This is a genomic window from Streptomyces sp. NPDC046939 (assembly GCF_040644575.1).
Lineage (GTDB): Bacteria > Actinomycetota > Actinomycetes > Streptomycetales > Streptomycetaceae > Streptomyces.
Window position 1 is genome coordinate 110258 of record NZ_JBEYWV010000031.1, and the last position, 13013, is coordinate 123270.

At 73.2% G+C, this 13013-nt stretch carries 11 protein-coding genes and 1 riboswitch; of the genes, 9 read left to right on the plus strand and 2 right to left on the minus strand.

What is annotated here, in order from left to right; translation table 11 throughout:
- The first annotated feature begins 31 nt into the window (after positions 1-31).
- The 4 genes from ABZ877_RS29760 (at position 32) to ABZ877_RS29775 (ending at position 4917) form a co-directional block, all read left to right on the plus strand.
- Positions 32-1387 (plus strand): pitrilysin family protein, encoded by a 1356-nt coding sequence (locus ABZ877_RS29760; protein WP_361077144.1) that lies wholly within the window; start codon positions 32-34, stop codon positions 1385-1387.
- A 17-nt stretch (positions 1388-1404) separates the two neighbouring features.
- The gene (locus ABZ877_RS29765) at positions 1405-2769 is read left to right on the plus strand and encodes a pitrilysin family protein (RefSeq protein ID WP_361077199.1); all 1365 of its coding nucleotides are present in this window, start codon (positions 1405-1407) and stop codon (positions 2767-2769) included.
- A gap of 261 nt (positions 2770-3030) precedes the next feature.
- A riboswitch (cyclic di-AMP (ydaO/yuaA leader) is annotated at positions 3031-3202 on the plus strand.
- A gap of 12 nt (positions 3203-3214) precedes the next feature.
- Positions 3215-4006: a M23 family metallopeptidase gene (locus tag ABZ877_RS29770; protein WP_361077147.1), complete on the plus strand. Its 792-nt coding sequence runs from the start codon at positions 3215-3217 to the stop codon at positions 4004-4006.
- A gap of 224 nt (positions 4007-4230) precedes the next feature.
- A complete protein-coding gene (locus ABZ877_RS29775; protein WP_361077150.1) occupies positions 4231-4917 on the plus strand; it encodes a GntR family transcriptional regulator in 687 nt (228 codons plus the stop codon).
- A gap of 128 nt (positions 4918-5045) precedes the next feature.
- Here the strand turns inward: ABZ877_RS29775 and ABZ877_RS29780 are convergent, their stop codons facing one another.
- Positions 5046-5327, minus strand: a complete 282-nt coding sequence (locus tag ABZ877_RS29780) for an HPr family phosphocarrier protein (protein WP_361077153.1) — start codon at positions 5325-5327, stop codon at positions 5046-5048.
- A 179-nt stretch (positions 5328-5506) separates the two neighbouring features.
- Between ABZ877_RS29780 and ABZ877_RS29785 the strand changes: the two genes are divergently transcribed.
- The 4 genes from ABZ877_RS29785 (at position 5507) to ABZ877_RS29800 (ending at position 10916) form a co-directional block, all read left to right on the plus strand.
- Positions 5507-8362 carry a GNAT family N-acetyltransferase gene (locus ABZ877_RS29785; RefSeq protein ID WP_361077156.1) on the plus strand — a complete coding sequence of 952 codons (2856 nt, stop codon included), beginning with the start codon at positions 5507-5509 and terminating at the stop codon, positions 8360-8362.
- 65 nt (positions 8363-8427) lie between these two features.
- Positions 8428-9018 (plus strand): DUF5998 family protein, encoded by a 591-nt coding sequence (locus ABZ877_RS29790; RefSeq protein WP_361077160.1) that lies wholly within the window; start codon positions 8428-8430, stop codon positions 9016-9018.
- Complete coding sequence (locus ABZ877_RS29795) at positions 9015-10202, plus strand: nucleotide pyrophosphatase/phosphodiesterase family protein (RefSeq protein ID WP_361077163.1); 1188 nt, start codon at positions 9015-9017, stop codon at positions 10200-10202. The genes ABZ877_RS29790 and ABZ877_RS29795 overlap by 4 nt, the downstream gene beginning before the upstream one ends.
- Positions 10203-10271: 69 nt before the next feature.
- Positions 10272-10916, plus strand: coding sequence for a thymidine kinase (locus ABZ877_RS29800; protein WP_361077166.1), 645 nt, complete (start codon positions 10272-10274; stop codon positions 10914-10916).
- A gap of 71 nt (positions 10917-10987) precedes the next feature.
- Here ABZ877_RS29800 and ABZ877_RS29805 read toward each other — a convergent pair whose 3' ends face one another.
- Positions 10988-11761 carry a VOC family protein gene (locus ABZ877_RS29805; RefSeq protein ID WP_361077169.1) on the minus strand — a complete coding sequence of 258 codons (774 nt, stop codon included), beginning with the start codon at positions 11759-11761 and terminating at the stop codon, positions 10988-10990.
- Between the two features lie 290 nt (positions 11762-12051).
- Here ABZ877_RS29805 and ABZ877_RS29810 point away from each other — a divergent pair, with 290 nt between their 5' ends.
- Positions 12052-12909 carry a sulfurtransferase gene (locus ABZ877_RS29810; RefSeq protein WP_361077172.1) on the plus strand — a complete coding sequence of 286 codons (858 nt, stop codon included), beginning with the start codon at positions 12052-12054 and terminating at the stop codon, positions 12907-12909.
- The last annotated feature ends 104 nt before the right edge of the window (positions 12910-13013 follow it).

Genomic DNA, 13013 nt, shown 5'->3' on the forward strand with positions numbered 1-13013 from the left:
CACGGTTCGCACCGCGATCGAAGGGACGTACATGCCCATGGGTCACACGGCCACCGCCGAGGCCGGCTCCGGCGGCCTGACAGCGACCGAGCACCAACTGGCCAACGGCCTGCGTGTCGTGCTCTCCGAGGATCACCTGACCCCGGTCGCGGCGGTCTGCCTCTGGTACGACGTCGGCTCGCGCCACGAGGTCAAGGGCCGTACGGGCCTCGCTCACCTGTTTGAGCACCTGATGTTCCAGGGCTCGAAGCAGGTGCACGGCAACGGTCACTTCGAACTCGTCCAGGGTGCGGGCGGCTCGCTCAACGGTACGACGAGCTTCGAGCGCACCAACTACTTCGAGACCATGCCCGCCCACCAGCTCGAGCTCGCGCTCTGGCTGGAGGCCGACCGCATGGGCTCGCTCCTGACGGCCCTCGACGAGGAGTCGATGGAGAACCAGCGCGACGTCGTCAAGAACGAGCGGCGCCAGCGCTACGACAACGTTCCCTACGGCACCGCGTTCGAGAGGCTGACGGCTCTCATGTACCCGGAGGGTCACCCGTACCACCACACGCCCATCGGCTCCATGGCCGACCTGGACGCGGCCACCCTGGAGGACGCGCGGGCCTTCTTCCGCACCTACTACGCGCCCAACAACGCCGTGCTCTCCATCGTCGGCGACATCGACCCCGAGCAGACGCTCGCCTGGGTCGAGAAGTACTTCGGCTCGATCGCGAGCCACGACGGCAAGCCCGCCCCGCGCGACGGCTCCCTGCCCGACGTGCTCGGTGAGCAGCGCCGCCAGGTCGTGGAGGAGGAGGTCCCGGCGCGCGCCCTCATGGCCGCCTACCGGCTGCCCGAGGACGGCACGCGCGCGTGCGACGCCGCCGACCTCGCCCTGACCGTCCTCGGCGGCGGCGAGTCCTCGCGCCTGTTCAACCGCCTGGTGCGCCGCGACCGCACCGCCGTGGCCGCCGGGTTCGGTCTTCTGCGCCTGGCCGGGGCGCCCTCCATGGGCTGGCTGGACGTGAAGACGTCCGGGGACGTCGAGGTGCCGGTCATCGAGGCCGCCGTCGACGAGGAGCTCGCCCGGTTCGCCGAGGAGGGCCCCACGCCGGAGGAGATGGAGCGCGCGCAGGCCCAGTTGGAGCGCGAGTGGCTGGACCGGCTCGGCACCGTGGCGGGCCGCGCCGACGAATTGTGCCGCTTCGCCGTCCTCTTCGGTGACCCGCAGCTCGCCCTGACCGCCGTCGGCCGCGTCCTGTCCGTGACGGCCGAGGAGGTCCAGGAGGTCGCCAAGGCGCGCCTGCGCCCCGACAACCGCGCGGTCCTCGTGTACGAGCCGACGGCCCCCGTGGACACTGATGACGAGAGCGACCCGAGCGACGAGGAGGCGGGCGCGTGACCGAGCAGCTCGCGACCATGGACTTCCACCCCCAGCCCAAGGCGGGCCCCGCCAAGCCGTGGGCGTTCCCGGCCCCCGAGCGCGGCGAGCTGGCCAACGGCCTGACCGTGCTGCGCTGTCACCGCCCGGGCCAGCAGCTCGTCGCCGTCGAGATCAACCTCGACGCGCCGCTCGACGCCGAGCCCGCGGGCCTCGACGGCGTCGCCACGATCATGGCGCGCGCCTTCACCGAGGGCACCGACAAGCACTCCGCGGAGGAGTTCGCGGCCGAACTGGAGCGGTGCGGCGCCACCTTGGACGCGCACGCCGACCACCCCGGCGTCCGGGTCTCCCTCGAAGTGCCCGTCTCCCGCCTCTCCCGGGGCCTCGCGCTGCTCGCCGACGCCCTGCGCGCGCCCGCCTTCTCGGACAGCGAGGTCGAGCGCCTGGTGCGCAACCGCCTGGACGAGATCCCGCACGAGAGCGCCAACCCGGCCCGGCGCGCCGCCAAGGAGCTCTCCAAGCAGCTCTTCCCCGCCGACGCGCGCGTGTCGCGCCCGCGCCAGGGCACCGAGGAGACCGTCGCCGCCATCGACGCGGCCGCCGTACGCGCCTTCTACGAGAAGCACGTACGTCCGGCCACCGGCACGGTCGTCGTGGGCGACCTGGCCGACGTCGACCTGGACGCGCTCCTGGAGGACACGCTCGGCGCCTGGACCGGTGACACCACCGAGCCCCGCCCGGTCCCGCCGGTCACCGCCGACGACACCGGCCGCGTCATCATCGTGGACCGTCCGGGCGCGGTGCAGACGCAACTGCTCATCGGCCGGATCGGACCCGACCGGCACGACCGCGTGTGGGCCGCGCAGGTCCTCGGCACGTACTGCCTGGGCGGCACCCTCACCTCGCGCCTGGACCGCGTCCTGCGCGAGGAGAAGGGCTACACCTACGGTGTGCGGGCCTTTTCCCAGGTGCTGCTCTCCGCGCCGGACGGGACGGGCGCCGCGATGCTCGCCATCAGCGGCTCCGTGGACACCCCGAACACCGGTCCGGCCCTCGACGACCTGTGGAAGGTGCTGCGCACCCTGGCCGCCGAGGGGCTGACGGACGCCGAGCGGGACTCGGCGGTGCAGAACCTGGTGGGCGTCGCGCCGCTCAAGTACGAGACGGCCGCGGCCGTCGCGAGCACCCTCGCCGACCAGGTCGAGCAGCACCTGCCGGACGACTTCCAGGCGCAGTTGTACCGCCGCCTCGCCGAGACGGGCACCGTGGAGGCCACCGCGGCGGTCGTGAACGCCTTCCCGGCGGACCGTCTGGTGACGATCCTCGTGGGCGACGCCGCGCAGATCGCCGAGCCCGTCAGGGCGCTCGGCATCGGCGAGGTGACCGTCGTCGCGGGCTGACCCCCGCCCCGTACGACCGAGGGAGCCCCGGCAGCCGTCACGGCCGCCGGGGCTCTCCGGCATGAGCGGCCATGAGCCGCATGAGCGACATGGATCGGCATGGATCGGCATGACCCCTGGCATATGTCCGAATTGATACGGAGGTTGCCTGTCTGGCCTGTGGTGTGCGCTACAAAAGCCGGGATCCGTTTGTCGCGGAAGAGAGGTGCCCCTTAGCGTCAGTGCGGCTGTCCGCCCGTCATGCGTCGCGCCCGCGACACCGGACAGTCATCGCCGAGTCCCCCACGGCGCGAGCCAGGGGAGCCGGGGACCCACCGCAGTCCCTGGGGTGAATCGGGCGCTCTTCCGGCCGTGAGGCAGGGGAGAGGGCCCGTAGGAGACCTTCCTGCTCCGAACCCGTCAGCTAACCCGGTAGGCGAGAGGGAAGGAAAGGATCAACCACCGCATGGCGTTCACCCGTGCCACCGGGAAGCACCGTCGTCCGAGCCGTATCTCGCGCACCACCGCACAGGTCGCCGGTGTCGCCGCGCTCACCACGACCGGTGTCGTCGGAGGCCTCGCCGCCCCCGCGCTCGCCGTCGACGGCGCGGCCCCCGAGCAGAACGGCCTGACCCAGGCCATCGCCATCGGCGACTCCATGGCCGCCCAGATCGACGCGCAGGCGACGGCGCAGAAGAAGGCCGCCGACGAGGCCGCCGCCAAGGCGAAGGCCGAGGCCGAGGCGAGGAAGAAGGCGGAGGAGGCCAAGCGCGAGGCCGAGGCGAAGGCCGCCAAGGAGCGCGAGGCCAAGGAGCGCGCCGCCCGCGAGGCCGAGCGCAAGCGCCTCCTCAACAGCTTCGTCGCCCCGATCTCCGGCTCGTACGTCTCCACGGCCTACCAGGCGAGCAGCGGCCTGTGGTCCTCCGGCAGCCACACCGGCATCGACTTCCACGCGGCCAGCGGCACGCCGGTGCACGCGGTCGGCGCGGGCACCGTCGTCGAGGCCGGCTGGGGCGGCGCCTACGGCAACAACATCGTGATCAAGATGAACGATGGTACATACACCCAGTACGGTCATCTCTCCTCGATCGGCGTCTCCGTCGGCCAGGCGGTCGTCCCCGGCCAGCAGATAGGCCTCTCCGGCGCCACCGGCAACGTGACGGGCGCGCACCTGCACTTCGAGGCCCGCACGACCCCCGAGTACGGCTCCGACATGGACCCGGTCGCGTACCTGCGCTCGCACGGCGTCAACGTCTGACGCGCGCGGCACCGCTCGGGAAGCCCCGGCTCGGTGAGCCGGGGCTTTTCCCTGTGCGCCCGGCCTCGCCCACGGACTTCCTGGCGAGAAAATATCCCTGAATTCCGGTCCGCCGTCGGAAATTCCAGAACCGTGGAATAGAGTCGGGGAGAAGTTGCCCGGAGCGCGCCCGCGAGGGCGTTGGTCGACCGCGTTGCGCGGGGATCAAAGGCGGAGGTCGAATCATGCGGATTCCCGCGCACTCGGTATGCACCGCGATTCGCGACGACATCGTCACGGGCGTCCACCCGCGCGGCAGCAGGCTCACCGAGGAACTGCTCGCACGCCGCTACGGGGTCTCGCGCGTGCCGGTGCGCGAGGCGCTGCGCACCCTGGAGGCCGAGGGGTTCGTCGTCACGCGCAGGCACGCGGGCGCGTGCGTGGCCGAGCCCAGCGGGCAGGAGGCCGCCGACCTCCTGGAGGTCCGGCTGCTGCTCGAACCGCTGGCCGCCGCGCGGGCGGCGCAGCGCCGCTCCGAGGCCCATCTGAAGGTCCTGCGCGGCCTGGTCAGGCTGGGCCGGGAGCGCTCCAGGGCGAACCGGGACGAGGACTTGCGCTCGCTGGACGGCTGGTTCCACGAGACCCTCGCGCAGGCCTCCGGCAGCCCCGGGCTCATCGCCCTGCTCACCCAGCTCCGGCACAAGATCGCGTGGATGTACGCGGTGGAGAGCCCGGCCCGGCCGGCCGAGTCCTGGGCCGAGCACGGTGCCATCGTGGACGCCGTGGCGCGCGGTGACGCCGAGCGCGCCCGCGCGCTGACCGCCCGCCACGCCGAGAGCGTCGCGTCGGCCCACAAACTGCGCGTCCCGCGCGCGGGCGGCCCGGTGAGGATCTCGCAACATGCCGTAAACACGGCGGGCCTTCGGAATTAACAGAAAGGCCGTATACAAAGAGGTGCGGAATTCTGTCCGCCCGGAATTGCGGGCGGTATTCCCCGTGCCGGAGAACAGCGAAGCCGCGCGCCCCGGAGGGAAACGCGCGGCTCGGCCGGGAAAACAGATCAGACAGTCTCGGGCAGCTCGTCGAGGCCCTCGGCGACCAGCTTTGCCAGACGGTCGAGCGCGGCGTCCGCACCCTCGGCGTCGGAGGCCAGGACGATCTCCTCGCCGCCCTGGGCGCCCAGACCGAGCACCGCGAGCATGGAGGCGGCGTTGACGGGGTTGCCACCGGCCTTGGCGATCGTCACGGGGACGCCGGCCGCGGTGGCCGAGCGGACGAAGATGGAGGCGGGGCGGGCGTGGAGGCCCTCGGCCCAGCCGACGTTGACGCGGCGCTCAGCCATGTGATGCTGCCCTTCAGATGTTCCACGGTTGTCTAGACCATTCTCACACACCGGGGAGCGGTGATCGACGCGGACCCGGGTCCCGCCGCGCCACCGCCTCTCGGCCCCCATAGCCTGCCTCCCACGCGCGCGGAACGCGAGCCGTACGGCTTGTCGGTGTCCCCCTCTACTCTTGCGCCATGGAGACCGGCAAGGAGACCCCGTCGGACGAGGCCCCGGCGGACGGGCACGCGTACCCCGCCCACTGGGAGGCGGACGTGGTGCTGCGCGACGGCGGCACCGCCCGCGTCAGGCCCATCACCCCGGCCGACGCCGAGCGCCTGACCAGCTTCTACGAGCAGGTCTCGGACGAGTCGAAGTACTACCGCTTCTTCGCGCCCTACCCGCGCCTGTCGGCCAAGGACGTGCACCGGTTCACCCATCACGACTACGTGGACCGCGTCGGGCTCGCGGTCACGGTGGGCGGCGAGTTCATCGCGACCGTCCGCTACGACCGGATCGACGCCACGGGCCGCCCCGCCTCCGCCCCCGCCGACGAGGCCGAGGTCGCCTTCCTCGTCCAGGACGCCCACCAGGGCAGGGGAGTGGCGAGCGCCCTCCTGGAGCACATTGCGGCCGTCGCGCGCGAGCGCGGCATCCGCCGGTTCGCCGCCGAGGTGCTGCCCGCCAACACCAAGATGATCAAAGTGTTCCGGGACGCCGGGTACGTCCAGAAGCGCAGCTTCGAGGACGGCGTGGTCCGCCTCGAATTCGGCCTGGAGCCCACGGAGGCGTCCCTCGCGGTGCAGCGCGCGCGTGAGCAGCGCGCCGAGGCCCGCTCCGTGCAGCGCCTCCTCGCCCCCGGCTCCGTCGCCGTGATCGGCGTCGGCCGCGCACCCGGCGGGGTGGGCAGGGGCGTCCTCGACAACCTCAGGGACGCCGGGTACACCGGCCGCCTGTACGCCGTGAACAAGGCGTTCCCCGAGGACCTGACCGAGATCGACGGCGTCCCCGCGCACCGCCGCGTCCGCGACATCGACCCCGGCGAGCGCGTCGACCTGGCCGTCGTCGCCGTGCCCGCGCCGCACGTGCCCGAGGTCGTCGCCGAATGCGGCGAGCGCGGCGTGCAGGGCCTCGTCGTCGTCTCCGCCGGGTACGCGGAGAGCGGCGCCGAGGGCCGCGAGCGCCAGCGCGAACTGGTCCGCCAGGCCCGCTCGTACGGCATGCGCCTCATCGGGCCGAACGCGTTCGGGGTCGTCAACACCTCACCCGAGGTCCGGCTCAACGCCTCCCTCGCCCCCGAGATGCCACGCCCCGGCCGCATCGGCCTGTTCGCCCAGTCCGGCGCCATCGGCATCGCCCTCCTCGCGCGCCTGCACCGCAGGGGCGGCGGCGTCACCGGCGCCACCGGCATCTCCACGTTCGTCTCGGCGGGCAACCGCGCGGACGTCTCCGGCAACGACGTCCTGCAGTACTGGTACGACGACCCGGACACCGACGTCGCCCTCATGTACCTCGAATCCATCGGAAACCCGCGCAAGTTCACCCGCCTCGCCCGCCGCACCGCCGAGGCCAAGCCGCTCGTCGTCGTCCAGGGCGCCCGCCACAGCGGCATCGCCCCCACCGGCCACGCCGTCCGCGCCACCCGCCTGCCGTACGCGACCGTCTCCGCGCTGCTGCGCCAGGCGGGCGTCATCCGCGTCGACACGATCACCGAACTCGTCGACACCGGCCTCCTCCTCGCCCGCCAGCCGCTGCCCGCCGGGCCGCGCGTCGCCATCCTCGGCAACTCCGAGTCGCTCGGCCTGCTCACCTACGACGTCTGCCTCTCCGAGGGGCTGCGCCCCAAGCCGCCCCGCGACCTCACCACGGCGGCCACCCCGGCCGACTTCCGCGCCGCGCTCGACGAGGCGCTGGCCGACGACAAGACCGACGCCGTCGTCGTCACCGCCATGCCCGCCGTCGGCGAGGACCCCGCCGGGGACGCGGAGCTCGCCGCCGCCCTCAGCGCCGCCGCCGCGGCCGCGCCCGCCAAGCCCGTCCTCGTCGTCCACGTCGAACTCGGCGGCCTCGCCGAAGCGCTCTCCGCCGCCGCAAGCACCGGGCCCAACGCGCCGGACACGCCCGCCACGCGCGCGTCCGCGCCCGCACCCGCCGCCGGCGGAGCGCCCGAGGACGCGCCCCGCCTCATCCCCGCCTACCCCGCCGCCGAGCGCGCCGTCCGCGCCCTGGCCGAGGTCGTGAAGTACGCCCAGTGGCGGCGCGACGCGGCCGAGCCCGGCAAGGTGCCCGAGTACGACGACATCGACGAGGCCGGGGCCGCCGCCCTCATCGACGAACTGCTCACCAAGGAGGACGACCCGCGCGGCCTCGACCTCACCACCGAGCAGGCCCGCGAACTCCTCGCGCACTACGGCATCGCCACCCGGCGGACCCTGCCCGCGCCCGACGCCACCGCGGCCGCCGACGCCGCACGCACCCTCGGCTACCCCGTCGCGCTCAAGACGACCGCCCCGCACCTGCGCCACCGCGCGGACCTCGGCGGCGTACGCCTGGACCTCGCCGACGAGACGGACCTGCGGCGCGCCTACGAGGAGCTGACCGAGCGCCTGGGCAGCCCGGCCGAGCTGCGGCCCGTCGTGCAGTCCATGGCCCCGCGCGGCGTCGACACCGTCGTACGGGCCGTCATCGACCAGGCCGCGGGCGCGGTGCTCTCCTTCGGCCTGGCCGGCGCCCCGTCCGAGCTGCTCGGCGACACCGTGCACCGCCTCGTCCCGGTCACCGACAGGGACGCGCAGTCGATGGTCCGCTCCATCAAGACGGCGCCCATCCTGTTCGGCTGGCGCGGCGCCGCCCCCGTCGACACCCCCGCCCTGGAGGAGCTGCTCCAGCGGGTCTCGCGCCTCGTCCACGACCACCCCGAGGTGGTCGGCGTGACGCTCGAACCGGTCGTCGTCGCGCAGGAGGGCCTGACCGTCCTCGGCGCCACGGTCCGCCTCGCCCCGCCCCCCGCCCGGGGCGACCTCGGCCCCCGCACCCTGCCCGTCGCCTACTGACGCGGGCCCCGGCGGTTATCCACAGGCGCGAACCGCAGTCCCCGACCGGCCTTAGGATGGACCCCATGGCCAAGACCAGTACGACGACCCAAGGGCTGCGAGCGGCGATCGAGCGCAGCGGCTACTACCCGGCCCTCGTGGCCGAGGCGGTGGAGGCCGCGGTCGGCGGCGAGCCCATCTCGTCGTACCTCGTGCACCAGGAGACCACGTTCGACGCGAACGAGGTCCGCAGGCACGTCACCGTCCTGGTCCTGACCGGCACCCGCTTCATCGTCAGCCACACCGACGAGCAGGCCGCCGACACCACGTCCCCGACGCCGTACGCGACGACGTCCACCGAGTCCGTGAAGCTCGACCGGATCTCGTCGGTCGTCCTCAGCCGCGTCGTCGCCAACCCGGAGAAGTACGTGCCGGGCACGCTGCCGCGCGAGGTCGTGCTCACCATCGGCTGGGGCGCGGTCTCCCGCATCGACCTGGAGCCCGCCGCCTGCGGCGACCCCAACTGCGAGGCGGACCACGGCTACACCGGCAGCTCCACCGCCGACGACCTGAGCCTGCGCGTCAGCGAGGCGGGCGACGGCCCCGAGACCGTCCGCCAGGCCCTCGCCTTCGCCCAGGCCCTCTCCGAGGCCACCGTGGACGCGGGACGCCGATGACCCAGGCCGCCTGGGACGACGTAGAGCCGCTGCCCGTCCACACCGCTCCCGTCCCGGCGTACGGCACCGGATCGCTCGCCGACCTGCTGCCCACCCTCGGCTCCCACCTGGGCGTCCCCGGCTGCGAGGCCGTGATCCCCGAGCTGGCCCCCGCCGACCGGGCCTGCGTCTTCCTGATCGACGGCCTCGGCTGGGAGCAGCTCAAGGCGCACCCGGACGAGGCCCCGTTCCTCAGCTCGCTGATCGCCTCCTCGCGCGGCGGCACCGAGGCCCCGATCACCGCCGGCTACCCCGCCACCACCGCGACCTCGCTGGCCTCGGTCGGCACGGGCCTGCCGCCCGGCGCCCACGGCCTGCCCGGCTACACGGTCCGCAACCCCGACACCGGCGAGCTGATGAACCAGCTCCGCTGGACCCCGTGGACGAAGCCGCAGGCGTGGCAGCCGTACCCGACGATCTTCCAGCGCGCCCACGAGGCCGGGGTCCACACGGCCCAGGTCTCCGCGCCCGCCTTCCAGTCGACACCCCTCACCAAGATCGCCCTCAGCGGCGGCACCTTCCACGGCCGCCTCTCCGGCGAGGACCGGATGGACCTCGCCGCGGCCCAGCTCGCCGAGGGCGACCGCTCGCTCGTCTACACGTACTACAGCGAGGTCGACGGCAAGGGACACCGCTTCGGCGTCGACTCCGACCCCTGGCGCGGCCAGCTCATGTACGTGGACCGGCTCGCCCAGCGCCTCGCCGAGCAGCTCCCGCCGCGCAGCGCCCTGTACGTCACCGCCGACCACGGCATGATTGACATCCCGTTCGACGAGCGGTCCCGCATCGACTTCGACGAGGACTGGGAGCTGAGCGCGGGCGTCGCCCTGCTCGGCGGCGAGGGCCGCGCACGCCATGTGTACGCGGTGCCCGGCGCGCAAGGCGATGTGCTCGCCGTGTGGCGCGAGGTCCTCGGCGAGCAGTTCTGGGTCGCGAGCCGCGAAGAGGCGATCGCCGCGGGCTGGTTCGGCCCGCAGGTCGACGCGCGCGTCCGGGACCGGCTCGGCGACGTCATCGCCGCCGCCCGCGACGACGTGCTGATCATCGCGTCCCGCACCGAGCCGAAGGAGTCGACGATGGTCGGCAACCACGGCTCCATGACCCCGGCGGAACAGCTCGTACCGCTCCTCGAAGTACGCACCTGAGTACGTCCCCGCAGCCTTGAGACCCGGCCCCCAGCCCCCCACCCCCACGCGAAAGGTGCTCGAACCCCCATGCCCGAGCTGGTGTTCTTCTCCGGAACCATGGACTGCGGAAAGAGCACGCTGGCTCTGCAGATCGAGCACAACCGTTCGGCCCGCGGCCTCCAGGGCATGATCTTCACCCGCGACGACCGGGCCGGCGAGGGCAAGCTCTCCTCACGGCTCGGCCTGGTCACCGACGCCGTCGAGGTCGCCGACGACCTGGACGTGTACGCGTACGTCGTGGACCGCCTCTCGCAGGGCGGCAAGGTGGACTACGTGATCGCGGACGAGGCGCAGTTCCTCGCGCCGGACCAGATCGACCAGTTGGCCCGCGTCGTCGACGACCTCGGCCTCGACGTCTTCGCGTTCGGCATCACCACCGACTTCCGCTCCAAGCTGTTCCCCGGCTCGCAGCGCCTGGTCGAACTCGCCGACCGCGTCGAGGTGTTGCAGGTCGAGGCGCTCTGCTGGTGCGGCGCCCGCGCCACGCACAACGCCCGCACCATAAACGGCGAGATGGTCGTCGAGGGCGCCCAGGTCGTCGTCGGCGACGTCAACCACGCCGAGGACGAGATCGGCTACGAGGTGCTGTGCAGGCGCCACCACCGCAAGCGCCAGACGAGCGCGACGGCGCGCGCGGCGGCCCTGTCACCCGACGTCCTGCCCGTCGCCTGAGCCGCCCCGCTGACGCGATCCGTTCGCCGTGAGGGACAGCGGCGCCACTCGCCCGCCGCGCGCCCGAATCGCTACGGGGCCGACGTCACCAGCGCGAACTCCGCCCCCTCGGGGTCCGCGACCCGCGCGACCCTGCCGAGCGAACCGTTCCGCGGGGGCGTCACCGTGTGGCCGCCCAGGTCCGCGACCCGCTCCACCGCCTCCTCCACGTCCCCGACCTCGAAGTACGTCATCCAGTGCGGCCCGCGATGGCGCGGCAGGGCATGCCCGACACCCTGAACCGAGGCCACCGGACGGCCCTCCACGAGCAGCGTCACGCAGTCGAAGTCGGCGGAGACGACGGCCTCCTCGGCGTAGCCGAAGACCGACCGGTAGAACTTCGTGACGCTCGCGGTCTCCCGCGTCAGCAGCTCGTTCCACGCCACCGCGCCGGGTACGCCCGTCACCGCCATGCCCAGGTGTTCCGCCGCCTGCCAGACGCCGAAGACGGCGCCCGACGGATCGGAGCCGATGGCCATCCGGCCCGCCTCGCCCGCGTCCAGCGGGCCCACGCCGACAGTGCCGCCGCACAGCCGCACCGACGCGGCCGTGGCGTCCACGTCGTCCGAGGCCAGATAGGGGGTCCAGGCGATCGGCAGATGCCGGTCGGATGGCAGCCTGCCGATGCCGGCCACCTCCTTGCCGTCGAGGAGGGCCCGCGCGTACGGGCCGAGCTGCTGGGGGCCCGGCCGGAACTCCCAGCCGAACAGCGCCCCGTAGAACTCCTGGGTCGCGGCCATGTCGTGCACCATCAGACTCACCCAGCAGGGTGTCCCCGGCGCACGCCTGGCTGCTGCCTCGGTCATCGTCACTCTCTCCTCGAAACCGGAACCCTCGGAACGCGAAGCCTCAAGGCCCGCGATCGGGAACTCGTGTGTCGTCGCGCCCGTGCTTGATGGTGGCACTCCGTGCCGCGTGGCGCTTCCTGGCCGCGCCGATCCCGCTGGGCCCCGCACAGAGAATGCCCGAAACGTTGTTTCCCGGACGTTTCCGCGCCACGAACCAGCCGTGTCCGGCCGGATGACGCTCGGTAGTCGATCGAGCACGCTATCGGAAGGAGGGCGCTCGGGCCAGACCATGGGCAAGGATGGCCCTCATGAATGCCATCATCACCGCATCCGATCTCGCGAGCGAGCTGACGGGCGATCACCCGCCCGTGGTCCTGGACGTCCGCTGGCAGCTCAGCACTGGAAAAGCCGCAGGCGAACCGGCGTTCGACGGCCGCGCCGCCTACGTCGCCGGGCATGTCCCCGGCGCTGTCTTCATCGACCTCGACACGGAACTCGCCGGTCACGCCGGTGCGGGGCGCGGCAGGCACCCGCTGCCCGACCTCGCCGACTTCGGCGCGGCGATGCGCGCGGCGGGCGTGTCGCCCGACCGCGACGTCGTCGTGTACGACGGCGGCCAGGGCTGGGCGGCGGCCCGCGCCTGGTGGCTGCTGCGCTGGACGGGCCACCCGTCCGTACGGGTCCTGGACGGCGGCCTGGCCGCGTGGGACGGCCCGCTCGAGACGGGCGCCGTGCTGCCGGACGAACCCGGCACCTTCGAGCCTGCACCCGGTGCCACCGGCCTGCTCGACGCGGACGGCGCCGCCGCGCTCGCCCGCTCCGGGCTGCTCCTGGACGCCCGCGCCGCCGAGCGCTACCGGGGCGACGTGGAGCCGATCGACCGCGTCGGCGGCCACATCCCGGGCGCCGTCTCGGCGCCGACCACGGAGAACGTCGGGGCGGACGGCCGCTTCCGCCCGGCCGCCGAACTCGCGGGCCGCTTCAAGGCCCTGGGCGCCGACGGGGCGGGCGAGGTCGGCGTCTACTGCGGCTCGGGCGTCTCCGGCGCCCACGAGGTCCTCGCGCTCGCCGTGGCGGGCATCGACGCGCACCTGTACGTCGGCTCGTGGTCGGAGTGGTCCGCGGACGCGTCCCGCCCGGTGGCGACGGGGCCGGACCCGCAGTAGCGCTGGTGCTGTACGTGTCTGGGCAGGAGCGGTGGCGCGGCCCGGGCAGATGGTCGAACCCATGCGGCGGACTTCCTCTCGTACACGATGTCACCGACGCCTGC